This window comes from Thermogemmatispora argillosa (assembly GCF_059696725.1).
Genome location: NZ_AP019377.1, coordinates 3,621,940 through 3,635,293 on the forward strand (window position 1 = coordinate 3,621,940; position 13,354 = coordinate 3,635,293).

Annotated in this window: 12 protein-coding genes; 9 read left to right on the plus strand and 3 right to left on the minus strand. The window is 58.2% G+C overall.

Annotated features, from left to right (window positions below; all coding sequences use genetic code 11):
- The first annotated feature begins 72 nt into the window (after positions 1-72).
- Together AC6H1L_RS14115 and AC6H1L_RS14120 are read left to right on the plus strand one after the other, a co-directional pair.
- Complete coding sequence (locus tag AC6H1L_RS14115) at positions 73-1,008, plus strand: hypothetical protein (protein ID WP_497598129.1); 936 nt, start codon at positions 73-75, stop codon at positions 1,006-1,008.
- 55 nt (positions 1,009-1,063) lie between these two features.
- Entirely contained in the window at positions 1,064-2,119 is a 1,056-nt protein-coding gene (locus AC6H1L_RS14120; RefSeq protein ID WP_497598130.1) for a hypothetical protein, read from the plus strand.
- 52 nt (positions 2,120-2,171) lie between these two features.
- Here the strand turns inward: AC6H1L_RS14120 and AC6H1L_RS14125 are convergent, their stop codons facing one another.
- Positions 2,172-3,542, minus strand: a complete 1,371-nt coding sequence (locus tag AC6H1L_RS14125; protein WP_497598131.1) for a tetratricopeptide repeat protein — start codon at positions 3,540-3,542, stop codon at positions 2,172-2,174.
- Between the two features lie 143 nt (positions 3,543-3,685).
- Here AC6H1L_RS14125 and AC6H1L_RS14130 point away from each other — a divergent pair, with 143 nt between their 5' ends.
- Both AC6H1L_RS14130 and aroC read left to right on the plus strand, forming a co-directional pair.
- Positions 3,686-3,859 (plus strand): hypothetical protein, encoded by a 174-nt coding sequence (locus AC6H1L_RS14130; RefSeq protein ID WP_497598132.1) that lies wholly within the window; start codon positions 3,686-3,688, stop codon positions 3,857-3,859.
- A gap of 182 nt (positions 3,860-4,041) precedes the next feature.
- The gene (gene aroC / locus AC6H1L_RS14135; RefSeq protein WP_497598133.1) at positions 4,042-5,217 is read left to right on the plus strand and encodes a chorismate synthase; all 1,176 of its coding nucleotides are present in this window, start codon (positions 4,042-4,044) and stop codon (positions 5,215-5,217) included.
- 177 nt (positions 5,218-5,394) lie between these two features.
- Here the strand turns inward: aroC and AC6H1L_RS14140 are convergent, their stop codons facing one another.
- Positions 5,395-5,889, minus strand: coding sequence for a Fur family transcriptional regulator (locus AC6H1L_RS14140; RefSeq protein WP_497598134.1), 495 nt, complete (start codon positions 5,887-5,889; stop codon positions 5,395-5,397).
- Positions 5,890-6,287: 398 nt separating this feature from the next.
- Here AC6H1L_RS14140 and fdhD point away from each other — a divergent pair, with 398 nt between their 5' ends.
- From fdhD to AC6H1L_RS14155, 3 genes are all read left to right on the plus strand, one after another.
- Positions 6,288-7,163, plus strand: a complete 876-nt coding sequence (fdhD, locus tag AC6H1L_RS14145) for a formate dehydrogenase accessory sulfurtransferase FdhD (RefSeq protein WP_497598135.1) — start codon at positions 6,288-6,290, stop codon at positions 7,161-7,163.
- Between the two features lie 36 nt (positions 7,164-7,199).
- Positions 7,200-8,648, plus strand: coding sequence for a tRNA uridine-5-carboxymethylaminomethyl(34) synthesis GTPase MnmE (gene mnmE, locus AC6H1L_RS14150; protein ID WP_497598136.1), 1,449 nt, complete (start codon positions 7,200-7,202; stop codon positions 8,646-8,648).
- Between the two features lie 69 nt (positions 8,649-8,717).
- Positions 8,718-9,965, plus strand: coding sequence for a hypothetical protein (locus tag AC6H1L_RS14155; protein ID WP_497598137.1), 1,248 nt, complete (start codon positions 8,718-8,720; stop codon positions 9,963-9,965).
- A gap of 194 nt (positions 9,966-10,159) precedes the next feature.
- Here AC6H1L_RS14155 and hisS read toward each other — a convergent pair whose 3' ends face one another.
- Entirely contained in the window at positions 10,160-11,467 is a 1,308-nt protein-coding gene (gene hisS / locus AC6H1L_RS14160) for a histidine--tRNA ligase (RefSeq protein ID WP_497598138.1), read from the minus strand.
- A 624-nt stretch (positions 11,468-12,091) separates the two neighbouring features.
- Between hisS and AC6H1L_RS14165 the strand changes: the two genes are divergently transcribed.
- Together AC6H1L_RS14165 and AC6H1L_RS14170 are read left to right on the plus strand one after the other, a co-directional pair.
- The gene (locus tag AC6H1L_RS14165) at positions 12,092-12,871 is read left to right on the plus strand and encodes a glycosyltransferase family 2 protein (RefSeq protein WP_497598139.1); all 780 of its coding nucleotides are present in this window, start codon (positions 12,092-12,094) and stop codon (positions 12,869-12,871) included.
- 11 nt (positions 12,872-12,882) lie between these two features.
- Positions 12,883-13,275 carry a hypothetical protein gene (locus AC6H1L_RS14170; RefSeq protein ID WP_497598140.1) on the plus strand — a complete coding sequence of 131 codons (393 nt, stop codon included), beginning with the start codon at positions 12,883-12,885 and terminating at the stop codon, positions 13,273-13,275.
- Positions 13,276-13,354: the final 79 nt, after the last annotated feature.

Genomic DNA, 13,354 nt, shown 5'->3' on the forward strand with positions numbered 1-13,354 from the left:
GATCCTGCACTCGCTGCCTTCGGGAAGAGAGGCTCTGCTTGATCCTTGACTCTTTAAAGGGGAATCTTGAGCATGCCATTCACAGCCCGTGATCTGAGATATGAGCCGGAAAAGAGCTTTCCAGCGTTGGAAGCTTTCCTCCGGCAGCGGGCTCAGCGCTACCTGGGACCACTGCAGTACGATGCTGAGGAGGTCGATCACGTGGTTCACCATGTGATCGAGCGCCTGGTAGCTTTGGGTCTGCTAGGTGGAGGAGATCGGCAGCCTGAGACGGTGCTAGACCGCCTGAGCGAAGCCCAGTTCTATACCTTCCTCAATAACTGTATACGCCATAAGGCGATTGACCGCCTGCGCCGACACCACGGCCACGGGCAGGTGACCCCTTTTTCTGAGCTGGAGGAGCGCGAAGAATACCAGGGCGAAGCCGACCCTTTGAGCGAGGTCACTATGCCGTTGTGGGGCGCTCCCCCTTTCGCTCATCCCGAAGAGGCGGCGTTAGCTGCTGTGACCCGGCAGGAGCTGCGTATGCTGTTGAAGCATTGTATTAAAGCGCTCGCCAGCGCTCCACGTCAGCTACGCGCTGTGTTGCAGGAGCTGGAAACCTTAGGTGCTCTCGATTTGGCCCGTGAGGTAGTGGAAGAACTCCAGGCCATTGCGGTTACTCCCCTTCCTACTGAAGCCCCTCTGGCTCACCTGAGCCAACATCGCGACCACGCTTATAAGAAGCTGCGCGCCTGCCTGCAATCGCAGAGTTCCAATTTGGCGGTGAGGGTAGCTTTGCGTCTAACAGAGTATGGGGCCTGGCTCCCCTCTAGCAATGAGGCTGGCAGCGTGCTAAAGGTCCCAGTAGAGGACCTGGCGCACAAAGATCTGACCCTGGCAGAGGTCAGGCAGGGCCTGAGACAACTGGCTTTCGAGGGCCTGCTAGACTGGCGTGAAGAGGATGAGGTTGTCCATCTTGATGCTGCTCGCCTCCGCCGGTTGACTCGTTACTATCGAATCGAATGAAGGCCATGCAGAGACAGAAGATCCCCCTAATCAAGAGGAAGGAAGGAGGTTGTATATGAGCAACCACAGCAACTATGAGGGCGAAACCGCCCAGCCACAACCGGGTTCTTCTGGGGGACTGGCTCGTTGGTTGCAAGAGTTGATGCTCTCCCCCAATGTGCCGGCTCCTTCCACCTCGTCTTCCAGCGAGCAGCTCACCTTGCTCCAGAGCAATGATGATCACCTGCGCCTCTATCAGCAAATCCCTGATTTCTGTGAAGCCCTACTGAAGCATGATGATCAGGTCTACCTTCGCTATGCTGGACTCATCTATCATCTGATAGGCTGCTCGCTCTGTCGCACCGTCTATGTGGAAACCTATACGGCGCTACACAGTGTACTCGTGGCTCAGCCTCTTGTTTCCGAGCAGGAAGCCTTGCTACGCCCCCCGGTCACTGTTCCACCGGCGCCTGTACGCTCGCTAGTGCGTCTCTGCCAGGCCCTGATTCGCCAGGCTGAGCTATGGCTGCGTCAAGCGGCGTCTGGTGAGCAATCTGAAGCTGCTCTTATGACAGCGCGGCAGCTCTTACAGCAGGCCATTCGCCTGAGTGCAGGCCTCTCTCAGCAGCGCGAACAGGCTCTGCGCGATCTTGTGCGTGTAGCGACATTGATGAGCGAGCATGAGGGGCCGCCACGCAAGCCGCCGCTCTACACCTACGAGCTACGTCAGCTCGGCCCGGCCTCACGCTCCGCCCGCCGCGCTGCTATCTCCTCAGCGAGTCTATCGCTGACGGGCGGGCAGGAGGTGCCAGCGATCCTCTTGCAAGCTGGTTCTTATGAAGGAAAGATAGAGCAAGAAGGCGATCTCCTTGTCCTCTCCCTCCAGGGATTGCCGCCGGAACTGAGGGGCCACCATCTGGAAGCTGCGCTCCCTCTTGGTTCGCTCGTCGAAGTCGTAGAATGGCTCGGTGACCATCCGCAAGCGATTCGCAGCCCTGAGCCGGTAGACGCTCAGGGCCGTTTGCGCATCCCTCTGGGTCGTACGCCGCTGCGGTTAAGCAAGATAGAAGAACGCAACATACTTGAGGCCGTTTTCATGCGCCTTGAGCTACGTCCCGTAGGGCCTGACTGAAGGGAAGTCAAAGAGGACCTGGGAACGGGCGCGAAGGGAAGGCAGGCCCCACTCAAGGGCGAGTGCGTCCTTGACCGATCTCGTAAGCACGGCGGAAATGAAGAAAGGCTTCGCGCACGGCTCCGCGTCCCTCAAGCAAGCGGGCGTAAGTGCTATAGTATTCAGCGAGCTGGTCGCGGTCGATATGAAGGCGCTCGAAAAGCGCGAGGGCCTCGCGACAATGCTGATCGCCGAGTTCATACTGACCTTCCTCGTAGGCAAGCTGGCCGAGGAGGAAAAGGGCTTCGGCCTGAATAAGGTTGTCACCAAAGGCGCGCGCCAGACTAAGAGATTGCTCGCTATAGCGTCTGGCCTCCGTGAGCTGATGCCTGTGCTGAAAATACCACTGAGCCAGATGAAAAGCTACGCTGGCAGCCTGCAGCGGTTCGCGTGTCCGCTGCAGCAGGTCCTCTAAGGAGGCAAGAGCTTGCTGGCGGCTGACTTCATCGCCGCTCTGCAGCCGGGCATGATAAAGGAGGTGGGTGATCTCACCTTTTAAACGGCTAAGGCGCCGTTGGGCCTGGGCAGCGAGAGCCTTGTGGGCATGGAGCAAAGCTAGCGAATAGTCGCCGTGCCGGGCATAGCCCGCGCTCAGGTCATAATAGGTGCGCTCGGGATGCTGCGCAAGCGTCACAGCGGCGCTCTCACTCAGGGCTACCGCTTTTTCCAAAGCAGCGATCGCGCGTTCGGGAGTGCCCCGCCTGAGATAATGCTGTCCGAGGCTGAAATAGGATCGGATCAAAAGGAAATGATCTCTAGGAGTAATCTGGTCTGAAATACTGATGCTCTCATTATAGAAAAATTCTGCTAAATAATAATTTTGCATAGAAAAATGTACAAGTCCAGAAAGATAGAGAATACGTGCTTTTAGCGGAGAAGGACCATTATCTGCCAGAAGCTGGCGGGACTCTGTCAGCGAGCGCTCGGCCTCGGAGAGATGACCGGCGGAGAAGGCAGCAAGGGCGAGAAGATAATAGACCCGCGCCTTGTCCTGGCGCGGGAGGATCGCCCCTATCAAGTGATGCAAGGCGCTCGTGGCCTGAGCCAGCTCGCCCTCATGAATCCAGATCTCACTTTCCAGGAGCTGAAGGCGCAGCTCGCTCTCACCCGCAAGGGTACGTCGCCCATCGCGAGCGGCTGGCTGACCAGAGGCTCCCCCGCCGCCCTCAGTCAAGAGCTGAGCGGGAGAAACATTCAGCCGGCTCGCCAGGATCTCTAAGGCCCGAATAGAGGGCTGGATTTGCCCCCGTTCAATCGCAGAGATATAGCTCACGGAGAAATCTTTACCTGCTAGCTGGCTCTGAGTCAGTTTCCTGGCTTGCCTGATCGCTCGCACTCTTGCCCCTAGTGAGGACCCGAGGTGATTGGGCGTCTTTGGTGACATAGAACCCTCCTACGTACAGCACACTCGTGAACATGAATGGGGAGTCAATAAATAGATAACTTCCTCATAAAAGAGATTGTAAATTCCTTTTATTGTTGTGTCAATAGCAGGAAAAAATCAGCACGCAAAAAAGTCCCTTTCTTGTGTTACAACTAAAGCTGTCTGAAGGTGCTGGTTACCTGAATGAACAGCGTATTGCAGCAAACATCGCAATGCTATGCACAGTTCAATCGAATTTCAAGCAGACCCGCTTCTCGCTTGAGAAAAGCCCTCTGGCAGCCACTCTGCCCGAAATGTATATCAATCTTTATCTATGATGAGGTAGAGCAGAAACTCTCCAGATCTAGTACTATCTTCCCTGCACTTCATGAGTGGCCGTCTCCAGGCAACTGAGAGAGAAAAGGGAACGGACCTGCTTACGCTTCCTCCCTGCTGACGGCCTGCCTCCTTTCCCTGTATAATCAAGGCAACCTGGACTTTTGGGAGGGTAAGCCTACCGATGTTTCGCTTCTTAACCGCAGGGGAATCGCATGGTCCCTGCCTGACCGTCATTGTCGAGGGCCTGCCTGCCGGACTAGAGATTGACCGTGAGGCGATCGACCATGATCTCCGTCGTCGCCAGGGTGGTTACGGTCGTGGGGGGCGCATGAAGATAGAGAAGGACGGCGTACGCTTTCTTTCTGGCATCCGGCACGGGCGTACGCTGGGCTCGCCCATCACGATGCAGATTGAGAATCGCGACTGGGTCAACTGGCAAGAGACAATGAGTCCTGAACCAGTTGAGGTAGCACCTGAGCCAGTGACGCGTGTACGACCCGGCCATGCCGACTTTACGGGGGCCATCAAATATGGCCATCGCGATGTACGCAATGTTATTGAACGGGCCAGCTCGCGTGAGACGGCGGCGCGCGTGGCTGTCGGCTCTCTTTGTCGGCAACTGCTGCAGGTCTTTGGCATCTCGATTCACAGCCATGTGTTGGCCATTGCGGATGTCGGCTATGAGGAGCCGCGCCCACTGACACGCGATGCCTATCCTGCTGGTTTCTGGGAGCAGGTTGAGGCCTCGCCGATGCGCTGTGCGGACCCGGCCTTGACTGAGCGTATGATTGCTCGTATCCTGGAAGCAAAGCGGAGCGGTGACACCTGCGGCGGCGTCTTTGAAGTTGTGGCGCTAGGGGTTCCTATCGGACTGGGTAGCTATAGCCAGTGGGATCGGCGTCTGAGCGCGCGTCTGGGCCTAGCCATGTTGAGCATTCCTTCTGCCAAAGCTGTCGAGATCGGAGCAGGTCTGGAGGCGGCGCGGCGCACCGGTTCCCAGGTCCATGATGTGCTGCGGCATAGCCCCGACGGCGGCTGGTACCATTTGACGAATAATGCTGGGGGCATCGAAGGAGGGATCACCAATGGTGAGCCTCTGGTGGTCCGTGTGGCTCTGAAGCCCATTCCTTCGCTGGCTCATCCCTTGCCCGCTGTCGATCTGGCCAGCGGTGAGAATATCGAGCAGACTCGCTATGAGCGGAGCGATGTCTGCGTTGTGCCTGCCGGCGGCGTTGTCGGCGAGGCGATGATGGCGATTGTCTTGACGGAAGCGCTGCTAGAAAAATACGGCGGCGATAGTCTAGAGGAGATGCTGCGTCATTTCCAGGTCAGCCAGGCGGCCCAGGGTGAGGTATGAGTAAGTCAATCAGTCAGTCAGGGAGGCTATGGTAGAGCGCGGATGGCCCTGGCAGCGCCCAGGCTGAGAGCAAACCAAACATGGCCTGGCGTTCCAGGCCTGGAACGCCTGACGCTGACTCTCTCAAGTGCTAACCACTACTTGGCGCTGCCTTGGGAAAGGCTGAGACTGCTTCCCTCAGATCTCGTCATGGCTATTGTGCTTTGCCACGCCAGCGGCCTCACTGGCTGAGGAAACGGACTCCCTTTTCTGCCAGCAAGTATCACAGTAGCCGCTAGCGACCAGATCGAGTGTCAGGCCATGAAAACCGTACTGGCGTTGGAGATCTTCATGTAAGTTGCCAAGGAGGTTCTCATCAAGGTGAATGATGACGCGGCAGTCGCGGCAGATCAGATGGTGATGCGCCTTGCCCGGTGCACATTCGTAACGCGGTGGCTCGCCCGGTAGGCGATTCTCGCGCACTAGCCCCAGCTCCTTGAGCAATTCAAGGGTGCGGTAAATGGTTGAGAGACTGACTGAGGGATTCTGCTGCTGAACGCGCTCAGTGATCTGCTCGATGCTCAAGTGAGTGTCAGCTTCATGAATGACATTTAAGATCATGGAGCGCTGGGGTGTAAGGCGATAGCCGCGCTTGCGCAGCAGCTCGTTTGACGATTTAACATAATGGTGCATAGCTGAAACCCCTGCATGCTGATCGATATAAGCTGTCCTTCCTGGGTCAGGAACAGCCTGACAGCCGTGTCGGCAGTAATAGCTGAGGGATTCAGGAAGCAACTTTCCTTAAATCCTAGCATGGCCAGATGCGAGGCGTCAATCAGGGCCAAACGAGGCTAACACGGGGTGGAGCATGTAGGTAGGACAGCAGGCGGCGCTGCTGACCTGATGAGGACGAGTCAAGCTCTGCCTGCGACCGGATCAAGCCGCAACGTGACCATCAAGAGGCGCTCATCTGAGCGTAGGGTCAATTGCTAGGGACATCGGGCCAGAATGATAGTCTAGCGGCCTGCCATTGTCGGCAAGGCGGCTTGCCTGATGAGAAGGTGCAATGAAAGGCAAAGGAGGAGAGCACCGTGACTGCTACGCATTTCTGGCGCTCGGCCATTGATCCTCTGCGCGTGATGAGTGCGCGCGTACTGCACTGGGAGGAAGAGCAGCCCCAGCAGCGTGAAGAGGCGCTGGCCGTCGAGGAACCGCTAGAAGTTCGGCTCAACCAGCGCAGTCTTGCCGTGATTATGCGTACCCCTGGTCACGATCGCGAGCTGGCTCTGGGCTTTCTGTTCAACGAAGGTCTTCTTCGCTCGCCGCAGGAGGTGCTCAGGGTAGCGGAGGCCGTCGATGCCGATGGTCTTCCGCTGCCGAACGTGATCGATGTCACCCTGCGCTCTGAAGGCTCCCCGGCAGGTGAACCGGCTGCCGCCTGTCAGGTCACATTTGAGCGCCATTTTGCAGTCTCCTCTAGCTGCGGACTATGTGGCAAAAATAGCATTGCCGATCTGCTCAGCTCCATCGCCCCACTGGAGCCGGATAGGCTACGCATCGGGGTCAATGTGCTCTACAGCCTGCCCGAACGGTTGCGAGCTGCTCAGGCGGTTTTCTCTCATACAGGGGGCCTGCACGCGGCGGCGCTCTTCTCGCCAGAAGGTGATCTCCTGCTGCTGCGTGAAGATGTTGGGCGACATAACGCTGTCGACAAGCTGGTCGGCTTTGGCCTGCTTCAGAGCAACTTCCCCTATCGTGAGCATATTCTCATGGTCAGTGGGCGCACCTCCTTCGAGATCATCCAGAAAGCGCTCTATGCCCGTATCCCTTGTGTTGCTGCAATCTCGGCGCCATCGAGTCTGGCGGTGGAGCTGGCAGAGCAAGCCGGTATTACGCTAGTCGGTTTCCTGCGAGGGCATTCAATGAACGTCTACACGCACCCTGAGCGCCTGCTCTCTACTGGCTAGGGGGTCCTCTTGCATGCTGAGGAGGAGCGCACTATAATGCGGACTATGCGAGGAGCCATGCAGAGTGACACCATAGCAGCCATCGCCACCCCTCCCGGCGTGGGTGGCATCGGCATCGTGCGCGTGAGTGGGGAAGCGGCTTTCTCCATCGTGCTCCCGCTCTTCCGCCGCCCTCGGGGGGAGCAAACGCTCCCACCCTCGCACCAGCTCACCTATGGGAGGATCGTCGACCCGCGTAACGGCGAGGTTATCGACGAGGTATTGGTAGCGTTCATGCGCCGGCCCCATACCTATACCCGTGAAGATGTCGTTGAGATCCACGGGCATGGTGGGCCGTTGGTTCTGCAGCGTATACTGCGTCTTGTCCTGGAGCACGGGGCGCGACTTGCTCAGCCGGGTGAGTTTACACTGCGCGCCTTTCTCAACGGGCGCCTTGACCTGGCGCAGGCTGAGGCGGTGATGGATATCATCAGCGCGCGCACTGAGGCGGGGCTACGGCTGGCCATGCAGCAGCTGCAGGGGCGCATGTCAGCCCGCTTGCGCGAGGCCCGGCAGGTCGTGCTGGGAGTGCTGGCGCGCATCGAAGCGAGCATTGATTTCCCTGAAGACGATATCCCTACTCCCAAGACGGACGAATTGCGTCCCCAGATCCAGACCGCTCAGAGCATGATCGACGAGCTGTTGCGGGGGGCAGAGCAGGGACGCCTCTATCGACAGGGTCTGCGCACCGTCATTATTGGCCGCCCCAACGTCGGCAAATCCAGCCTCCTGAATGCCCTTTTGCGCAGCGAGCGCGCTATCGTCACGCCAATCGCCGGAACAACGCGCGATACAGTCGAAGAGGTGGCCAATCTCCGCGGTATCCCGCTGCACTTGATCGACACAGCCGGAATCACCCCCACAGACGACCCTGTGGAACAGATCGGCATTCAGCGTAGCCGCGCCGCCGCCGAGAGTGCTGACTTGGTCCTGCTGGTCTTCGACTCTGCAGAAGATTTCAGCGCACAAGATCGCCAGGTCTGTGAGGAGCTGCAGCGCCTGGGATTTGGACAAGGGGAGAACGCAGGCGCCGATGGCCGCAGCGGGCGCCCGGTGATTCTGGTGCTGAATAAGATCGACCGTCCGCGCTCGCTCCCAATTGAGCAGGTACGCCGTTTCTGGCCGGAAGCGCCTCTAGTGATGACTTCGACCCTCACCGGCGAGGGGTTGAGCCAGCTAGAGGAGACAATCGCTAACCAGGTGCTGGCTGGGAAAGTCCTGCAGAGCGATAGCGTGTTGGTGACCAATCTGCGCCATCAAGAGGCGTTGCGTCTGGCCTCACAGCACCTGCAAGCAGCCCTGGCGACGCTGGAACAGGGCTTGCCCCTTGATTTCGTTTCCATCGATCTGCAGGCTGCCTGCCACGCTCTCGGCGAGATTACGGGCGAGACGGCGAGCGCTGACCTGCTTGAACGAATCTTCAGCGAATTTTGCATTGGGAAGTAGTGCCCTCTGATTGCTTTTGTTGTATTGATCTATTTGTAATAGTGGTTATTTAATAATTTAAGAAGAAAGATGATCTCGCGAAGCACGCTCAAGCGCTCGACGCTACTCCTTAGTGTAGCAATCATGCTGAGCAGCGTGGCCCTGACGGCCCTGGCCTATCGGGTGGCGCTGGCGGGCATCGAGGGCAAAGATGCCACACCGACCCCGGTGCCGATGGCCCAGCAGCCGACGCCGACGCCAACCCCTGCACCGACGCTTACCGCCACCCCGACACCGACGCCGACGCCAACCCCTTCGCCAACCCGTAATCCGGCCACCATTCTCGGCGTTGAGGGGCGCATCGCCGCCGCCGCAGGCGGCATCAGCTGGGTTCGTCTCGGGGCTCACAGCTGTGGCGCGGCCGGCTTACAGGGCACTGCCCTGAAGCAGGCCATTGCCAGTATGCATGCGGCAGGCTTCCATGTCTTACTGACGCTGTGCCAACCAAGCGCAGGGCCACCGCGCCTCTATGATCCCAACATTATTCAAGATGCTGCTTCTGCCGGCGCAGATGCGGTGCAATGCGGCAACGAGCAGATGAAGCTAGACGCCTGGACGACCTATGTGACCCCCGAGCGCTTTGCGCGCTTCTACGATCTGTGCGCCCAGGCGGTACATACCTACGATCCAGGTGCCAAAGTCATCCTTGGCTCGGTTGATCCTCTCGTGGTACCTAACGACTATAGCAAGCTCATGGGACGCGTTGCCTATCTCAACGAGATGCAAACCGCCATGAATACTCTGGTCCATCCAGGTGGCCACTGGGATTGGCACACGCAGACCCTGGGCCTCATCGATAGCTGGCATAATGGCTACCCAGGCGATTATGTTAACAATCTCTATGGGCTGTTGACCTTCTGGGCGCAGCAGTTCGGCATCGATCTCAACAGCGGCAAGCTAGGGGAACACATCTGGATTGTCGAGGGCACTGGCTGTTTCCAGGGCTGTGGCCTCAATGTCTACAACCCGACCGAAATCGCCATTGCCCATATCCTGTCATTGATTACCGATGTGCGCACCGCCATGAGCTACCGCGTGCCTTTCTTTTACTTCAGCGGGCAGGACTTTATCATCGACGGGCAGCTCTGGCCAATTGGCGTCGTAGATGTAGACGGCCATCCCAAACCTTTGAGACAAGATCTGGGCATGGGAGCACGCAGCCTGACGCTCAGTTGCCCACGAGGTGCTGTCGAAGTCGAGACGCAGCCAGCCTTACTCGGGGCCCTCTACCGCGGCTGCCAGCTCCCAGCTAACTATTACAGCATTCTGGCCAGTTAGGCGCAAGCAAAGACGGGGAGCATCTGAAAGAGGGAGGCTGGCCTCTGGGAGATCTTCACCGTCCACAAGCCAGCTAACTGACAGACGGGCAAGGAGCAAAGAGCAGATCACCATTGAAAGAAAGGATCACTAAGCGAAAGCGCAGCACCTCAACGAGGTCCGGCGCGCTCTGGCTGCGCTGCTCCTTGCCCGCTTTAACCCTGCAGATTCTGAAGATAGCCAAGGATCTCGGTGCGAGGGATGGCGATCTGGCGCCCTTCTCCTTCGGCCTCTTCGGCGCGCAGAGCGCGTACAGTCACTACTTCTCTGGCTAGCTCTTCCTCTCCCATGATCAAGGCATAGCTGGCGCCTGAAGCATTGGCCTGCTTCATCTGAGCCTTGGGGCTGCGATCGCCGTAGCTCATTTCGGCCTTGATACCAGCGTGCCGCAGCTCAGCAATGAGACGCACCGCCGCCTCCTTTAGCGCCGGCTCCTTGCCCATATAAACCACAAAAGCCCGGGGCCTCTCAGGGGCAGGAGGAACGATCCCCTGACGCTTCAGCTCTAGAATCACCCGCTCGATGCCCATGCCAAAACCAATGCCAGGCGTAGGAGGACCACCCAAAAGCTCTGCCAACCCGTCGTAGCGTCCGCCCCCATTGAGCGCGGTATTGTCGGTTTCAGAAGTGAACTCAAAGACCGTGCGCGTGTAATAATCCAGACCGCGCACAAGCAGCGGGTTCAGCTCGAAGGGTACCTCGTAAAGAGACAAGAAACGCTGGACACGCTCAAAATGCTCATGGCAGGCCTGGCAGAGGTAATCAACACTGCGCGGCGCGGCGGCAATCTTAGCCTGATCCTGTGGCTCCTTGCAATCCAGCAGCCGCAGAGGATTCTTCTGGAAGCGAGATTGACAGTTATGGCAGCACTGGTCAAGCAGAGGACGATAATAAGCGCGCAGAGCCTCCACATAGCGCGGACGACAGACCGGGTCACCGATGCTGTTGAGCTGAACGCGGATCGCATGCAGGCCGAGCTGTCTATAGACCTGATAGAGCAGAGCGATCAGCTCAGCATCGATAGCGGGGTCGCTCTCGCCTAGAGCTTCGCAGCCAAACTGGTGGTGCTGACGATACCGACCAGCCTGGGGCCGTTCGTGGCGAAACATCGGCTCACTGAGGTAGTAGAGCTTCACAGGCTGGGGCAGCTTAAACATCCCATGCTCCAAGTAAGCCCGCACCACCCCTGCAGTTCCCTCGGGACGCAGCGTCAGACTCTGGCCTCGGCCCTCTTTGCCTGGGCGGTCCTCGAAAGTATACATCTGATGCTCAACCACATCCGAGGTTTCGCCAGAAGTCTTAAGAAAGACCCCGGTCTCCTCCAGGATAGGAGTTTCGATACGGCGATAACCATACAACTCAGCCACCGCTACGGCGGTCTGCTCGACAAAGCGCCAGTAGGGCTGCTCATCGGGCAAAATATCGCGGAAGCCCTGCAAGGCTCGGTATTGCTGTGCTGACATAGCCTGGTTCTCTCGCGCCTCCAGATCGGAAATGCACAGCCTATTATAGCAGATGGTGTCCAGAGGCAGGAGCTTGAGCGAAGGCAGGCCAAGAGAGGAACGGGAAAAGCGGCTCCTTGCCCCTGGCACCTCCCTCACCCTGGCCACAACCTTGTGAGGCTGTTACTCTTGAGCTAAAGCAGGCGTTACACACATGACTAGCTGAGGAAAGGCCCATCTAGCTAGCGCTAGCGGTTGTGCACTTGCATGAAGCGAGCAGTGAATGGGAGCCTGGCGTAGTGGCACGGAAGCGGGGCGGCCTCTGGCCTGAAAGCCTAGTCGCTCCAGCCACTGGACATTCTGGCGGGGAAATGGTATTACACAACTGAGGAACTGGCTCGTTCTAATAGCTGCCATCAGGCTTGCTGGAATGCCAAAGGGCCTCCCCACAGGCAAAAGGATGGTAGGTCCTGCACGCGCCTCCGCCGGCAGTCGGCATCAGGCATCCGGCTATGCATGGGCCAGAATGGTCAAGGTCTGCACGTCAGCAAGGATGCTACTGACATCTCCGTTGGGCCGTGCGAGCCAGAAGAAAAACCCGGTTCTTCTTCATCTCAACCGCCGTACGGCAAGTAACAAGGAGCTATGAGCGAATTACAGTCAGAAACCATTGAGACAGGAGTCAAAACAAAGTACAGCCTTTCGGTCATTCTGCCTGCCCATAATGAAGAGGCAGCCATTGCCGGTACACTGCAGAATGTCCTCGAAACTCTGACGCCCTGGGTGCAGGACTTTGAGGTCGTGGTAGTCAACGACGGCAGCAAAGACAACACCAGGGCCATCGTGGAGGCGCTGGCTGCCACCGATCCACGCATCCGCCTCATCAACCATCCGGTCAATCGCGGCTATGGAGCAGCCCTGGTCAGTGGCTTTGAGGCAGCGAGTAAAGACCTGGCCTTTTTCATGGACTCAGATGGCCAGTTCGATATCCGCGACATTGAGCGATTTTTCCCCCTCATTGAGCGCTTCGACGCCGTCCTCGGCTACCGAATCAAACGCCAGGACACCTGGATGCGCAAGCTGAATGCTTGGGGATGGAAATGGCTTGTGCGTCTGGTCTTTGGCCTGCGCGTACGCGACATCGACTGCGCCTTTAAGCTCTACCGCTCGCAGTTCTTTCGCGAGCACAAGCTAGAGACGCGGGGCGCCATGATCAACACCGAGATCCTCTACAAATTCACGCGCGCGGGCTATACCTATACCGAGGTTGGTGTACGCCATCTTCCTCGCAAAGGAGGGCGAGCGACAGGCGCCAGACCGGACGTCATTGCGCGAGCCTTCCGCGAGCTAATCTATTACGCCTGGAAGTGGCGACAGGAGGAGCGTCGTCAGAGGCAGGCCTATCGAGCTGCTCTGCACGAGTGAGGTAAAACGTAATGAGTGCGACCTTTGCCGAGCTGTATGCTCCTGCGCTGAAGGAGGTCTTTACTGCTCAGGCCCGGCAGCGCTTAGCCGAGGGAGTAGACGGCCTGGAATATGCGCGTTCCTATGCTGAACGAGGCAAACCGGACTTTGTCCTTGCTTTCTTACTGCTCGTGGAAGCAGAGGATGATCTCAAGCGAGAGCTGCTAGCCCATGCCTATGAGCGGCGAGCCGCGCTCTCCGAGCAAAAGGCTGCCAGCTTTGCACGTCAATTCCGCCGCTCTTTCCCGCTGGTACGCCAGAGCGCTCATCAAGATCGACTGGCGGCTCAGCGCATCCGGGCTGGGCAACCGCTGCCATCGCCTCACGAACTGGCGCGGCTCTTCAACGAGCAGGCAGAGCTGTAGGAGACGAGACAGACCGCTCGCTGTAGGGATGCCTTCACACCCGGAAAGCGAAGGCGGGAAGTCTACTCCAGACGAAGCG

What these genes read in the sequence shown, in the direction of transcription:
- hisS (WP_497598138.1), bottom strand. Translation starts at nt 11,467, where the DNA reads ATGTCAGCACAGCAATACCGAGCCTTGCAGGGCTTCCGCGATATTTTG.
- mnmE (WP_497598136.1), top strand. Translation starts at nt 7,200, where the DNA reads ATGCGGACTATGCGAGGAGCCATGCAGAGTGACACCATAGCAGCCATC.
- AC6H1L_RS14140 (WP_497598134.1), bottom strand. Translation starts at nt 5,889, where the DNA reads ATGCACCATTATGTTAAATCGTCAAACGAGCTGCTGCGCAAGCGCGGC.
- AC6H1L_RS14120 (WP_497598130.1), top strand. Translation starts at nt 1,064, where the DNA reads ATGAGCAACCACAGCAACTATGAGGGCGAAACCGCCCAGCCACAACCG.
- AC6H1L_RS14155 (WP_497598137.1), top strand. Translation starts at nt 8,718, where the DNA reads ATGATCTCGCGAAGCACGCTCAAGCGCTCGACGCTACTCCTTAGTGTA.
- AC6H1L_RS14165 (WP_497598139.1), top strand. Translation starts at nt 12,092, where the DNA reads ATGAGCGAATTACAGTCAGAAACCATTGAGACAGGAGTCAAAACAAAG.
- AC6H1L_RS14115 (WP_497598129.1), top strand. Translation starts at nt 73, where the DNA reads ATGCCATTCACAGCCCGTGATCTGAGATATGAGCCGGAAAAGAGCTTT.
- aroC (WP_497598133.1), top strand. Translation starts at nt 4,042, where the DNA reads ATGTTTCGCTTCTTAACCGCAGGGGAATCGCATGGTCCCTGCCTGACC.
- AC6H1L_RS14170 (WP_497598140.1), top strand. Translation starts at nt 12,883, where the DNA reads ATGAGTGCGACCTTTGCCGAGCTGTATGCTCCTGCGCTGAAGGAGGTC.
- AC6H1L_RS14125 (WP_497598131.1), bottom strand. Translation starts at nt 3,542, where the DNA reads ATGTCACCAAAGACGCCCAATCACCTCGGGTCCTCACTAGGGGCAAGA.